12 protein-coding genes are annotated in these 13023 nt (G+C 55.4%); all 12 read right to left on the bottom strand.

The annotated features are described in order from the left end of the window. Window positions 1-156 precede the first annotated feature (156 nt). Complete coding sequence (locus ABYV89_RS00795; RefSeq protein ID WP_432821006.1) at window positions 157-849, bottom strand: lysophospholipid acyltransferase family protein; 693 nt, start codon at window positions 847-849, stop codon at window positions 157-159. A 13-nt stretch (window positions 850-862) separates the two neighbouring features. Then, window positions 863-2596: an ABC transporter ATP-binding protein gene (locus tag ABYV89_RS00790; protein ID WP_432821005.1), complete on the bottom strand. Its 1734-nt coding sequence runs from the start codon at window positions 2594-2596 to the stop codon at window positions 863-865. Next, window positions 2597-3775 (bottom strand): lipid-A-disaccharide synthase, encoded by a 1179-nt coding sequence (gene lpxB / locus ABYV89_RS00785; RefSeq protein ID WP_432821004.1) that lies wholly within the window; start codon window positions 3773-3775, stop codon window positions 2597-2599. It abuts the gene before it with no gap. A gap of 5 nt (window positions 3776-3780) precedes the next feature. After that, window positions 3781-4878: a DegT/DnrJ/EryC1/StrS family aminotransferase gene (locus ABYV89_RS00780; RefSeq protein WP_432821003.1), complete on the bottom strand. Its 1098-nt coding sequence runs from the start codon at window positions 4876-4878 to the stop codon at window positions 3781-3783. Between the two features lie 92 nt (window positions 4879-4970). After that, window positions 4971-5903 carry a Gfo/Idh/MocA family protein gene (locus ABYV89_RS00775; RefSeq protein WP_432821002.1) on the bottom strand — a complete coding sequence of 311 codons (933 nt, stop codon included), beginning with the start codon at window positions 5901-5903 and terminating at the stop codon, window positions 4971-4973. A 12-nt stretch (window positions 5904-5915) separates the two neighbouring features. After that, window positions 5916-6686 (bottom strand): acyl-ACP--UDP-N-acetylglucosamine O-acyltransferase, encoded by a 771-nt coding sequence (lpxA, locus tag ABYV89_RS00770; RefSeq protein ID WP_432821001.1) that lies wholly within the window; start codon window positions 6684-6686, stop codon window positions 5916-5918. A 15-nt stretch (window positions 6687-6701) separates the two neighbouring features. Beyond that, on the bottom strand, window positions 6702-7136 hold the full coding sequence (gene fabZ / locus ABYV89_RS00765; RefSeq protein ID WP_432821000.1) for a 3-hydroxyacyl-ACP dehydratase FabZ: 435 nt from the start codon (window positions 7134-7136) through the stop codon (window positions 6702-6704). 4 nt (window positions 7137-7140) lie between these two features. Further along, window positions 7141-8178 carry a UDP-3-O-(3-hydroxymyristoyl)glucosamine N-acyltransferase gene (gene lpxD, locus ABYV89_RS00760; RefSeq protein WP_432821010.1) on the bottom strand — a complete coding sequence of 346 codons (1038 nt, stop codon included), beginning with the start codon at window positions 8176-8178 and terminating at the stop codon, window positions 7141-7143. Between the two features lie 4 nt (window positions 8179-8182). Beyond that, window positions 8183-8710, bottom strand: a complete 528-nt coding sequence (locus tag ABYV89_RS00755; protein ID WP_432820999.1) for an OmpH family outer membrane protein — start codon at window positions 8708-8710, stop codon at window positions 8183-8185. Window positions 8711-8728: 18 nt separating this feature from the next. Beyond that, window positions 8729-10942: an outer membrane protein assembly factor BamA gene (gene bamA, locus ABYV89_RS00750; protein ID WP_432820998.1), complete on the bottom strand. Its 2214-nt coding sequence runs from the start codon at window positions 10940-10942 to the stop codon at window positions 8729-8731. Between the two features lie 144 nt (window positions 10943-11086). Beyond that, entirely contained in the window at window positions 11087-11776 is a 690-nt protein-coding gene (locus ABYV89_RS00745; RefSeq protein ID WP_432820997.1) for an ABC transporter ATP-binding protein, read from the bottom strand. Then, on the bottom strand, window positions 11769-13022 hold the full coding sequence (locus tag ABYV89_RS00740) for a lipoprotein-releasing ABC transporter permease subunit (protein ID WP_432820996.1): 1254 nt from the start codon (window positions 13020-13022) through the stop codon (window positions 11769-11771). The genes ABYV89_RS00745 and ABYV89_RS00740 overlap by 8 nt, the downstream gene beginning before the upstream one ends. Window position 13023: the final 1 nt, after the last annotated feature.

Raw genomic sequence — 13023 nt, 5'->3', positions numbered from 1 at the left:
TGAATCCAGAGTACTTTTTTACCAGATACAGCGGCGAGCTGCCCGGCGGTATAAAAGCCCAGCCGTTCGCGAATGCCACGCCGTACCTTACCCTGACGGAGGCCCCGGAACAGGTAGTAAGGGATCAGAAAACATGCGGATGCCAGAAGCACCAGGTCATACAGCAGATACACCGTATTCCTCCAAGCGGGCGCGTGCCCGTCGATCATTATCATCTAGTGCCGACTGCAGGCGCGCACGAAACGCTTCGGGCGTTTCGTCTTTACTGAATACCACAGGAGCGCCAAATGAATATACACCGCGACTGCCGGGATACGGAAGCAGAAACCGGTCCCATGAGGCAAACCGGTGGCCCCTGCTCACCGCGAAAGCCATCGGAATAACCGGGCGACCTGATATGCGGGCGAGTTGAACAACGCCTTCTTTGACTTCATGCCGGGGGCCCTTGGGGCCATCCGGGGTAATCACCAGGTCAAACGGTTCCCGGGTCAGTTCCAGCAGTGCCTTGAATGCCTGCCGTCCGCCTCGATTGGACGAGCCGCGTACGGCCCCCTGGCCGAAATGCTTCATGGTGCGGGCGATAAGTTCGCCATCCTTGGAAGCGCTGATGAGAATCTTTGCACCGGGCCCGCGATATCCCTGGACCATGAGCAGCAACTGGTCATGCCAGAATGCAATAATCACGGCCTCGCCCTGCTGCCACAGCGAACGGGGATGTTCCTCGCCGACAAATTCGATCCGTATCAGGTGGCGCAGCAGGCGTATGACCCAGGATGCCAGAAGCGGGGCAGTATTCAGCAGCAACCAGTCGCCAACACGTTTAAACAATGATTTATCTCGAATATCCACTAGAAGTACCGCGTTAATCCTGAAACTGCATATCGTACAGGCGCTTGTAAAGACCACCTTGCTTCAGAAGATCATTATGCGTTCCAACCTGTCGAATCAGGCCTTCAGCCATCACCACGATTTTATCCGCGTGCATGATGGTCGACAATCGATGCGCAATAACAAAAGTAGTGCGGTTTTCCATCAAGTTAAGAAGCGCCTTTTGAACCATGGCTTCACTTTCAGTATCCAGGGCACTTGTCGCCTCGTCCAGAATTAACAACGGAGCATTCTTCAATAATGCTCTGGCAATACAAAGTCTTTGACGCTGGCCGCCTGAAAGTCGCGCCCCGCGATCACCAATTTCCGTTTCATAACCGTTGGCCGTCTGGCCGATAAACTCGTCAGCAAAAGCGAGTTTAGCGGCCTGCGCGACCTCTGCATCTGTCGCATCAGGTTTGCCATATCGAATATTTTCTGCAATCGACCTATTAAACAAGAAAGTTTCCTGATCTACATAAGCGATGTTCGACTTAAGGCATTTCTGTGCAATCAGCCGCAAATCGACACCATCTATATAAATCTTTCCGGCAGAAGGATCATAGAAACGTGCCAGAAGACCTACCAGGGTCGATTTCCCCGCACCACTCGGTCCAACAATTGCGACTATTTCACCGGGGGAAGCATTTATTGAAAAATTTTCCAGGACAGGATCGCTATCATACCTGAAATCGACATTTTCAAAGACCACCGCCCCTTTGACTCGGTCTAAATCTATGGCATCTGGGGCATCAACAATATCGGCTTTTTCATCAAGTATCTCAAAGACGCGTTCCGCAGCGCCGACCGCGCGCTGAACGTTGTTATTAATTTTGGTAAGTTTTTTCAGTGGACCATACATCATTCCGATTGCCGCAACAAAAGAGAGCAATTCGCCCTGCGTGGTTTGCCCTGACAATACGTGATGAAGACCATACCAAACCACCGCAGCAACGCCAAGCGAAGCCAACACCTCAATAACCGGAGCGGAGGCAGAATCGTATTTCAAAGCCTTCCGCATGAAACGGTAAAAACGCAAATTTTCATCAAAAAATCTTTTCTTTTCAACCCCCTCACTGCCAAAAGCTTTGATCACCTTGACGCCGGAAAAGCTCTCCTGCAAAACCCCGGTGAGATTCCCTAAAGACCCCTGGCTAAGACGGGTATTGTCCTTGATACGCCGACCAATGACAGCCGCAGGAAGAATTGACAGGGGTAACACGGAAAAAGCAAGTAAAGCCAGCTGCCAGTCCTGATAAAAAGCCAGGGCGGCAAGACCAATCAGCGTAGCCCCTTCTCGAATAATTTCGACCAGAACATCGGCAGCCGACCGCTGCAACATCCCGACGTCATTAAGAACACAGGACATCAGTGTGCCAGTGGAAGAACGTGAGAAAAACCCCAGCGATAAAGACAAAGAATGCGAATAAAGATCGTTGCGGATATCCTGCACGATCAGCAAACCGGCAGTTTTGATAAAATATTCTTGAACATATCGGGACATGCCCTTAACAACAGCCAAACCGACGACAATAAAAGGCGCCAGATTTACAAGGGAATAATCCTTTGCTGCAATTACTTTATCAATAAAAGGCTCCACCAGCTTAGCCAGGGTAACATCTGAACCGGCAACGCCCAGGGACGCGACTATGGCAAGAATAATGCGCCAGAGGTAAGGACGGGAATATTGAAGCAGCCTGCTATATACACGAATATTATTTTTTTTCATCTAAAAGCAACGTCCTCTGCGAACAATCCCCCGGCTCATCTCGGAGGCCATCTCGGCCACCCGGGATGAACACCCCGGTTCTCCCATTTTCTCCCTGACCCGGGACAGCTTTGCGCGAATCCCGCTGGCGTACTCCGAATCCCTGACCATACGGAGCAGCTCCCTGGACAGGTTTTCCTCGCTGGCCTCATGCTGAACGAACTCTTTGACAACCCCTTCGCCGGCTACGATATTGACCAGTCCGATAAACGGAACCCGGACCAGGCGGCGACCGATTTCGTAGGTCAACGGCGCCATTTTATACAGGATCGCCATCGGCGTGCCCACTAAGGCAGTCTGCAGGGTGACCGTGCCGGAAACGCAGAGCACCGCGTCACAGGCATTGGCCACGTCGTAGATGCTGTCCTCAACCGGCACAACAGGAAGTCCCGAACCCGACAACCTGTCTTCAAAGGTCTTGAGGCAGAGCGAGGAAGCGACCGGCAACAGAAAACGGGCCTGCGGCTCTTCCCTCAAAACCAGTTCTGCCGTCCAGAGTATGGTATCGAAATTATAGCGAAGCTCGTTGCGGCGGCTGCCCGGAAAAAGTCCGATGACCGGGCCGGCCCCTGCTACTTCATATTTATTGCGCAGAGTTTCACGTGACTGCTCGACCACAGCCTCATCGAGTAAGGGGTTGCCGACGTACTCCACTTCGATGTCGAGACCACGATAGAATTCGGGTTCAAAGGGGAGGATTGCGGCAAGGCGGTCTACGACGCGGGCAATTTTCTTTACCCGACCGCGACGCCAGGCCCAAACCTGGGGACTGACGTAATACAAAACGGGTATGCCCACCCTTTTGGCTTCTTTTGCCAGGCGCAGATTGAAATCAGGGAAATCGATACAGATCAGCACGTCAGGGCGATCCGCCCCCTGCAGAATGCTTTTCAGGGTCTGGAAGGCGCGATAAATCACCGGGAAGTGCCCGACGACCTCGATCAGCCCCATCACCGAAATGGTATCGCCGGGAATCAGGATTTCGCAGCCGGCAGACTGCATGCGACTGCCGCCTACGCCGAAAAAATTCAATTCGGGATCAATTTTCCTGGCCGCTTCGATCAGGTTGGCGCCGTGCAGATCCCCTGAAGCCTCGCCGGTGACGATCAGTGCTTTTCTTCTTTTTTCGCCGGAAAACACGTCGATTACTTCACCGTCTCAAGCAGAACATCGCAGACGCGATGGACCTGCTCCTCGGCCAATTCGGGATACATGGGCAGAGACAAGACTTGGGCAGAAACGGCTTCGGTGACCGGCAAGCGGCAACTGGCGTAGGCGTCCCGGTAGACGTCCTGCTGGTGCAGGGGGATCGGGTAGTAGACCGCCGAGGCAATGCCGGCGGCTGTGAGCGCCTGATGCAACTGGTCACGCACCGGGCTGAGCACGGTGTATTGGTGATAGACATGCAATCCTTTGCCGTCTTCGACCGGTGGCACAATCGGGCTCCCCTTCAATCTCTCGGTGTAAAGATGAGCATTCTTGCGCCGCCCCTGGTTATAACCGTCGAGAAGCGGCAGCTTCGCCCGCAACACCACGGCCTGCAGTTCATCCAGCCGGCTATTGTAGCCAATCGTCGAATGGTGGTAACGCTGCCGGCTGCCGTGATTTCGAAGGACATTGACTTCGCGGGCGAAATCATCGTCATTGGTGATCACCATGCCGCCATCGCCGTAGCAACCGAGGTTCTTGCTGGGAAAGAAGGAAAAACAGCCCAGATCGCCATAGGCTCCCGATTTCCTTCCCCCGTAATCGGCACCGAAGGACTGGGCGCAGTCTTCAATAAGCTTCAGATTGTATTTTTTACAGAGGGCGGCGATCGGTTCCAGGTCGGCCGACTGACCGAACAGGTGAACCGGCAGGATGGCCCTGGTCTTATCGGTGATGGCCGCCTCGATCAGGCTGACGTCGATATTAAAGGTGGCCGGGTCGATATCGACAAAAACCGGCCTGCCCCCCACATAAGAGACGGCTTCGGCCGTGGCGATAAAAGTGAACGGCGAAGTGATTACTTCGTCCCCCTCGCCGATGCCTGCGGCCCGCAGGGCCAGATGCAGGGCGTCCGTCCCCGAAGCGACGCCGATAGCGTGCTTGACCCCGCAATAAGCCGCAACCTCCTCTTCGAAGGCCTTGCCCCGGGGCCCGAGAATAAACTGGGTGGTCTCGCAGACATCGCGGAATCCGGCTTCAATCTGCTGCTGTAGCGCCTTGAACTGCCCCTTAAGGTCAACCATCGGTATATTCATCGCTGCTTCATCCTTGCCATTCAGTGTAAAAAAAAACGAAAAGCGAGGCCCGTACCTTCTGGGCCTTCACCATTTCGCATGCTCACAGCCTCCTAGAGGCGGGTATTGATCTGGAGTGCAACCTCGAGGGCCCGCCGGCCATCCTCTCCGGTAACCACCGGGCGGGAACCGCTCTTGATGACGTCTACAAAGGAACGTATTTCCGCCATCAGCGCATCGCTCTGGGAAAAGCTCTTTTCCTCCATGAGGATATTCGGCAGGCCGGGAATCATCATCCCCCCTTCGCTTTTGCGATAGATGGAAATTTTGCGCTCCTGGTAATCGATGGAAATATACGCATCCGGCTGAAAGATCCGCACCTTGCGCATGCCCTCACGGCTAACGCGGCTTGCGGTAACATTGGCCACGCAGCCGTTTTCGAACTGCAGACGGGCATTGGCGATATCGACTTCTCCGGAGAGCACCGGCACCCCGACCGAATTGACCGTCTTGATCGGATGTCCGACAATGCTCAGAATGATGTCGATATCGTGAATCATCAGGTCAAGGACGACGTTGACATCGGTCCCGCGGGGCTTGAACGGGGCCAACCGGTGTGACTCGATGAACTGAGGGTTCTTGATGACCCCCTGCAAAGCCAGAACCGCGGGGTTGAAGCGCTCCAGGTGGCCGACCTGAAAAACACGCCCCTTCTGCCGGGCCAGTTCGATCAGCTGATCCGCCTCTTCCACCGTACGAGTCACCGGTTTTTCCAGCAGCACATGGCAGCCAGCCTCAAAACAATCCCGGGCCACCTGAAAATGATATTGGGTGGGGACCACAATGGAAACGAGATCAACCTGACCGAGCAGCTCGCGGTAGTCGCTGTAGGGCCGGGTGCCGACTTCGGCCGCGACCTCACCCGCCCGCTCTGCGGAAGTATCGACGACGCCTACCAGCTCGACATCATCAAGGGCGGCGAATTTCTGGGCATGGAAGCGCCCAAGATAGCCGACCCCGATAACCGCTGCTCGCAACTTATCCATAACCATCATCCCCTAGCGGGCGATTCCGCGCTCGCTGTTTTTAATAAAATCGACGAAAACATCAAGCTCGGGTGAACTTTCCAGTTCCTTCCCGATCCGCTCCAGAGCCTCCTCCACCTTGAGTCCGGAACGAAACACCAGGCGATAGGCTTTCTTGATGGTGCGGGTGGTGGCTTCAGTAAACCCTCGCCGCTTCAATCCGACCAGGTTCAATCCAACGGTCTTGGCCCGGTCACCCTGGGCCATGGTATAGGGAGCGAGGTCCTGCGCCACCATGGATCCGCCGGCGACCATCACGTGGCAGCCGATGCGGGTGAACTGGTGAATCGCGCAGAGTCCGCTGAGAATCGCGTGATCGTCGACAATGACATGGCCGGCCAGGGTCGCCCCGTTGGAGAGGATCACCCGGTTGCCGACCCGACAATCATGCGCCACGTGCGAATACGCCAGGAACAGGTTGTCGTTGCCGACCACCGTCTCGCTGCCGCCATCCTCGGTACCGAGGTGCATGGTGACGAATTCGCGAATCGTGTTGCGGTCGCCGATTTTGAGGGTGGTCTTTTCGCCGCGAAACTTGAGATCCTGCGGCGGTGCCCCGATCGAAGCAAACTGGAAAATCCGGTTGCCCTGGCCGATCTCGGTCCAGCCATCGATCACGACATGCGGCCCTACGACCGTTCCGGCACCGATGGAAACATGTTCACCAACAACGGAATAGGGACCGATCTGCACCCCGTCGGCAATTTTTGCTGACGGATGGACAATGGCTGTTGGATGTATCATAGCTCTCCTGAGAGGTTAGCGGTCTGCAAAAGTTGCCTTCAGTTCGGCTTCGGCCACCAGCGAGCTATCTACGTAAGCCTTGCCGGAAAAACAGAAAATGCCGCGACGGCAGTTGATTAATTCGAGCTCGAACCGCAAGGTATCGCCGGGAACGACAGGCTTTCTGAACTTGGCCTTGTCGATGCCGACAAAATAAGTAACCTTGTTTTCACCGACATTGCCGGCTACCAGGGCGTACAAACCGCCGACCTGGGCCATCGCTTCGATGATCAGCACCCCCGGCATGATCGGGTGGCCGGGAAAATGTCCCTGAAAAAACGGTTCGTTGATGGTCACGTTCTTGATGCCGACAATCCGTTTTCCTTCTTCTACTTCAACGATTTTGTCGACCAGCAAAAAAGGATAGCGATGCGGCAGAAGCTTCATGATTTCTACTGTATTGAGAACCATTTCTTCAACTCTCCTTGATCTTCATTTCAAGTTCTTCCAGTTGACGTTTGAGCCGGCCGACTTCCTTGCGAATTTCAGGAAGCTTGGCAAAGCTCATGGATGCTTTCAACCACTCTTTGTGCGGCATGGCCGGCAGGCCGGAGAGAACCTGGTTCGGTTCAAGATTGTGGGTCACCCCGCCGCGTCCGCCGATGGTGACATTGTCGCCGATTTTCAGATGCCCGGCGGCAGCTGCCTGACCACCGAAGGTGCAGTGACGGCCGATTTCCGTACTGCCGGCAATGCCGACCTGGGAAACGAGAATGGTGTCTTCCCCGATCACGACATTGTGGGCGATCTGCACCAGATTGTCGATCTTGGCTCCCCGCCGGATACGGGTGACCCCGAGCGCCGCGCGATCGACACAGGTCGCCGAACCGATTTCAACGTCGTCTTCGATATCGACGATTCCCACCTGGGGAATCTTGAAATAGCGTTCTCCATCCGGGGCAAAGCCGAAACCGTCCGAGCCGATGATAACCGAAGGCTGCAGGATCACCCGGTCACCGAGACGACACCCCTCGCGGATGACTGCCCCGGCATGGATGGTACAATCGGCGCCGATGGTCACATCGTCATACACCACGACGTTCGGATAGAGAATCGAGCCCTTACCGATCTGCACCCGTTCACCAACGACGCATCCGGGATGAATCGTCACGTCCTCGCCGAGTTGGGCATCCGCAGCCACCCGGGCCCCGGGCATGACCCCCTTGGGCTCGGGACGGCATACCTGCAGGTGCGTCAAGACCTTGGCGAAAGCCAGGTAGGGATTCCTGCAGATGATGGCCGGCAGACCGGGATCCTCGACACCGGGAAAGAGGATCACCGCTGACGCCGAAGTCGCCTTGAGTGCGGCAAGATACTTCGGGCTGGCGACGAACGTGATATCGCCAGCCCCTGCGGCACCGATCGGAGCGACGCGGTGCACTTCAATGCGTTCATCACCGATGACCTTGCCACCGACAAGTTCGGCAAGTTCCTTGAGATTCGCCACGGCTATCCCCTTACTTGCCTTCCTTCTGGTACTGCTCGTCGAAAGCCTTGATTACCGCTTCGGTCATGTCGATCTTGTCGTCGGCATAGAGCAGGGAGCTCTCTGACTTTTCAAGGATGACCGTATAGCCCTGCTTTTCGCCCATCTCACCGATGATCTTGAGAACCTTCTCGAGAATCTGGCGGGTGTAATCGGCGTCAGAGCGCTGCAGTTCTTCCTGGATGTCCTTGGTGAAGCGCTGAAAATCCTTCAGCTTCTGCTGGTAGTCGCGCTCTTTTTCGGCGCGGGCCTGCTCGGAGAGGAGCACGGCCTGCTTTTCCAGTTCTTCCTTGAGTTTTTTCAACTCGGATTTTTTGCCTTCGATCGTTCCTTCGTAATCCTTGACTTTTTTCGATATGGTTTCCTTGGCCGACTTGCCAGCCATGGAGAAATTCAAAGCTTTCTGCAGGTCGACGAAGCCGACCTTGCTGTCGGCACTGAAGGCAGCAGAGACCGTGAAGAGAAAACAGACCAGAACCAGCCCGACAATACGTTTCATGACAATCTCCTTACAGGGTTAGTAGAATTTACCGATGGAAAACTCGAATTCAGATTTATTTTCGTAATCTTTAGCATCCAGATTATAGCCCCACTCGAGCCGAAGCGGCCCCATCGGACTCATCCAGCGCAGCCCGGCGCCGGCACTGTGGCGCATTTCTGAGAAATAGCTTTCATTTTCAGCCCAGGCGTTACCAGTGTCGTAGAACAGAACCCCCTTGAGGCCAAGATCCTTGATAATCGGAAAAAGATATTCGACATTGAAAAACGCTTCCTTGTTGCCCCCGGTGTACTCATCGTTGGCGGCGTTGTACGGTCCGACCTCGCGCGATTTGAACCCGCGCAGGGAGCGCAGACCACCAAGATAGAAACGTTCATCGACCGGGATTTCTTCCCCTCCGGTTTCCATGATGTATCCGATCTGACCATGAACCGAGAATACCGTATTCCACTTGAAAGGAAAGAAATGGCGGTAATCGGCGATGTATTTTGCAAAATGCTCGTCGCCGCCGATGCCGGCGAATTCAATAGACCCTTCAGCGACGTAACCGGTAGTCGGATCGAGATAGTAATCGGTCGTGTTACGGGTAAAGCTCGAGAAGAGTGAAGAAATCAATACCTTGCCCTTGGCTTCTTCATCCTTCAGGGTCTGTGTTGCGTCTTCATCAACATCGGTGATTTCTTTTTGCTCAAGCTTGTAGGTAAAGGACGCCCGGTTGTCCTCGCCGACCGGGAACCCGACCTTGATCGCCCCGCCGTTGCTCTTGCGGGTAAAGTCGTTCCACTCGCGACGGGTATTGTACACATCGAAGCCGAGCGCCAGGTTCATATCGAGAAAGTAGGGGTCGAGCAGACCGACCTGATAGGTGGTGCTTGAACCGCCAAACGAGCCGGCAAGGTTCAGCTTCCAGCCTTTGCCGAGAAAATTGTCCTGCGATATCGATCCCTGACCGACGATGCCATCGACCGATGAGTAGCCGGCGCCGAGACTGAAGGTTCCGGTCGGACGCTCCTTGAGGTCGATATTGACGTCCATATGGGAATCATCGATCCCCCTGGCATTGGTCAGGTTGACTTCTTCGAAGAAACCGAGGTTGTTGATCCGCCGGCGGCTTTCCTTGAGTTTGGTGGCACTGTAAAGATCGCCTTCAGTGAGTTTCATCTCACGACGAATAACCTTGTCGCGGGTCTTGACGTTGCCTGAAACGTTGATCCGGTCGATGGTCACCTGGGCGCCCTGCTCGATATCAAAGACCAGCGCGATCAATTGCTGTTCAGAATCTACCTGGGTAAGCGGGGTGACGTTAACGTAGGCATATCCCTGATCGGCATAGAGATCGCTCAAGGCAGACACACTGTCGCGCAGCAATTTACGGCTGAAGACATCGCCATCCTTCATCTGCACCAGATTGAGGATATCGGTCTTGTCCTTGAGCAGATCCCCCTTGGCATCGAGTGTGCCGACCCGGAACTGGGGCCCTTCTTCGATCTCCAGCAGGATATCCATGTATTTGTTGTCTTCGGTCAGTTTGACGTGGCGCTGCCGGACCTTGATCCGGACGTGACCGACATTGTAATAAAGGTCGGCAATCCGTTCGAGATCGTCCTTGAGGATATCTTCATTGAACTTGCCACGCCCGGTCAGCCATGAAAACATCCAGCGTTCCTGGGTCTCCATCGCTTTGCGCAGTTCCTTGTCCTTGAAAATCGTATTTCCTTCAAAGCGGATGCTCTCGACGAGAACCTTGTCCCCTTCCTTGACCTCGAAAGTGATCGTCGCCTCGTTGCGGTCATCGACATCAAGACTTGAAGTTACCTCGGCCGAGTAAAAGCCATCGTCACGGTAAGATGCCTTGATGGCTTCGATACTCTTGTCGACAAGGGCAGGATCATAAATATCCGGGGTCTTTACGACAATCAGACCACGTAGTTTATCCACCGAAAATTCGTCGTTGCCCTTAAAGTCCACCCGCCGAACCAGGGGCCGCTCAACCAGCCGATAGGTCAGAATGCTGGCTCCGCTGACTTCCTCTAAATCGGCGGAAACGTCACGAAAACGGCCTATGCCGTATATGGCCTTGATATCTCGGTCGATAACGGCTGCGTCGTACGCCGTGCCGGCGCGGGCAGAAAGCACGGAATAAATCGCGCTCAGCTCGACCCTGACATTCCCCTGAACCCGGACTTCACTGATCGTTGTGGGTGCGGACCAGGCGACGGATGGAAGCAGCAACAGTAACGTTATCAATAACCTCAAATACATGCCATAAATCTCCAGGAAAACGTTCCACGTTATTAAAAGAACGTATTATAGGTTAATCCCCATCGGGGTGCAAACCAAAACAGCCGGTTTCCATCCACATCTTGCGGATGGAAGCTAGCTTACAACCTTGCCGTCGACCATGCGCACCACCCGGTCCAGGCGAGAGGCCAGGGACTCGCTGTGAGTGACGATAACCATGGTCAGTTCCCTGGCGGCATGGATCTGCTCAAGCAGGCGGTAAATCTCCCCGGAGGTTCCGCTGTCCAGGTTGCCGGTCGGCTCGTCGGCCAGCAGCACACGGGGGGAAAGGACCAGGGCCCGGGCAATGGCGACCCGCTGCTGTTCGCCGCCCGAAAGCTGACCGGGCTTATGTTTGAGGCGATGGCCGAGCCCCACCTCCTCCAACAGACCCGCCGCCATGGGCGTCGCCTCCTTGAAGCTTTTGCGCGCCACCAGGGCCGGCATCATGACGTTCTCCAGGGCGCTGAACTCGGGGAGAAGCTGATGGAACTGAAAGACGAAACCGACCGTGCGGTTTCTGAAGCCATCCAGCGCGGGCCCCTTGAGGGAAAAGATGTCGGTCCCGTCAAAACGGACCGAACCGGCGGTAGGGCGATCGAGAGCCCCGAGTACATGCATCAGGGTGGTTTTGCCGGCCCCGGAGGAACCGACCACGCCAACCCGCTCGCCACGCCCGATGTCCAGGTCGATGCCCCGCAGCACATCCACCTGCCCGTCCGTCGTGCCAAAGCTTTTTATCAGACCACGCGCCTCTATCACGGAATCACAACCTCGTTCACTCATATCGCAGGGCTTCGGCCGGGTCCATCCGGGCCGCCCGCCAGGCGGGGTAAATGGTAGCCAGCAGGGAAATAGTCATGGCGACGATCACGACAGCAATTACGTCCTCGGGGTTGACCACTGAAGGGAAACGATCCATGCCATAGACGGCCTGGTCAAAAATCTTGACGTGCAGAATCTGCTCCAGCCACTTGATGATCGGATCGGCGTTCTTGGCCAGCAGCAGACCGAGCAGCGTTCCAAGGGTGGTGCCCATGGTCCCGATAATGAACCCCTCAAGCACAAAAATCTTCATGATGCTTCTGGACGTGGCCCCGACCGCGCGCAGAATGGCGATGTCTTTATGCTTTTCCATCACTACCATGATCAGCGTAGTGGCGATATTGAAAGCGGCCACCAGCACGATGATCCCGAGAACAATGAACAGGCCGAGTTTTTCCAGGTTGAGGGCCGAAAGGAACGAACCGAACAGGTCTTCCCAGGAGCGCACCACGTAAGGGTAGTCGAAAACGGCGCGCAACTCCTGCGCCACCCGGGTGGAGTGATCGAAGGAGTCCGCTTCGATTTCGATCCCGGTCACCTGGTCCGGCGTATCGATCAGCAACTGGGCCTGCGACAGGGTCATGTAGGCATAATAGGTATCGAGAAAACCGCCGCGCTGGCTGACAATGGCGACCACGCGAAAGGGTTTCATCTTGGGGATCATGCCGAAGGGGGTAATGGTAAACATGGGCGGAATGACGTTGATCACGTCACCGACGGCCACCGCCAGCGAAGACGCGGTATCGATGCCGATAACCAGGCCGGGCAGGCCCTCTTCGTTTTCGAACAGCAGCTCCCTGACATCGCGGGCATCGACAGTAAGAAACTTCTGGTCAAAGACCTTGTTGCCCGACTCAACCCCCTTGACGCTGACGGCGGCCACATTGTTGCGCGACAACAGCATGGCCTCCTTGGAAACGTAAGGGCGGGCAACCCGGATAAGAGGCGAGGTCGCCATGGCTTTCTCGGCAACCTCCTGATAGCCGGAAATATCCCCCCCGTGCTTCTGGATCAGAACATGGGGAACATTGCCGAGAATCTGCTGCCTGACCCCGTCGTGAAAACCGGTCATTACCGCCAGAACGACGATCAGGGCGGCCACACCGAGCGCCACCCCGGCAATGGAGATAAAGGAGATGACGGAGATAAAAGTCTGCTTGCGTTTAGCCCGCAAGTAACGGAGGCTGACGAACCATTCGTAACCCATG

This window comes from Trichloromonas sp. (assembly GCF_041583255.1).
Lineage (GTDB): Bacteria > Desulfobacterota > Desulfuromonadia > Desulfuromonadales > Trichloromonadaceae > Trichloromonas.
The sequence above is the reverse complement of the archived record's forward strand: the minus strand, read 5'-3'. Positions and strand labels throughout refer to the sequence as shown.

What these genes read in the sequence shown, in the direction of transcription:
- ABYV89_RS00790 (WP_432821005.1), bottom strand. Translation starts at nt 2,596, where the DNA reads ATGAAAAAAAATAATATTCGTGTATATAGCAGGCTGCTTCAATATTCC.
- ABYV89_RS00780 (WP_432821003.1), bottom strand. Translation starts at nt 4,878, where the DNA reads ATGAATATACCGATGGTTGACCTTAAGGGGCAGTTCAAGGCGCTACAG.
- ABYV89_RS00775 (WP_432821002.1), bottom strand. Translation starts at nt 5,903, where the DNA reads ATGGATAAGTTGCGAGCAGCGGTTATCGGGGTCGGCTATCTTGGGCGC.
- lpxA (WP_432821001.1), bottom strand. Translation starts at nt 6,686, where the DNA reads ATGATACATCCAACAGCCATTGTCCATCCGTCAGCAAAAATTGCCGAC.
- fabZ (WP_432821000.1), bottom strand. Translation starts at nt 7,136, where the DNA reads ATGGTTCTCAATACAGTAGAAATCATGAAGCTTCTGCCGCATCGCTAT.
- ABYV89_RS00755 (WP_432820999.1), bottom strand. Translation starts at nt 8,710, where the DNA reads ATGAAACGTATTGTCGGGCTGGTTCTGGTCTGTTTTCTCTTCACGGTC.
- ABYV89_RS00745 (WP_432820997.1), bottom strand. Translation starts at nt 11,776, where the DNA reads ATGAGTGAACGAGGTTGTGATTCCGTGATAGAGGCGCGTGGTCTGATA.
- ABYV89_RS00740 (WP_432820996.1), bottom strand. Translation starts at nt 13,022, where the DNA reads ATGGGTTACGAATGGTTCGTCAGCCTCCGTTACTTGCGGGCTAAACGC.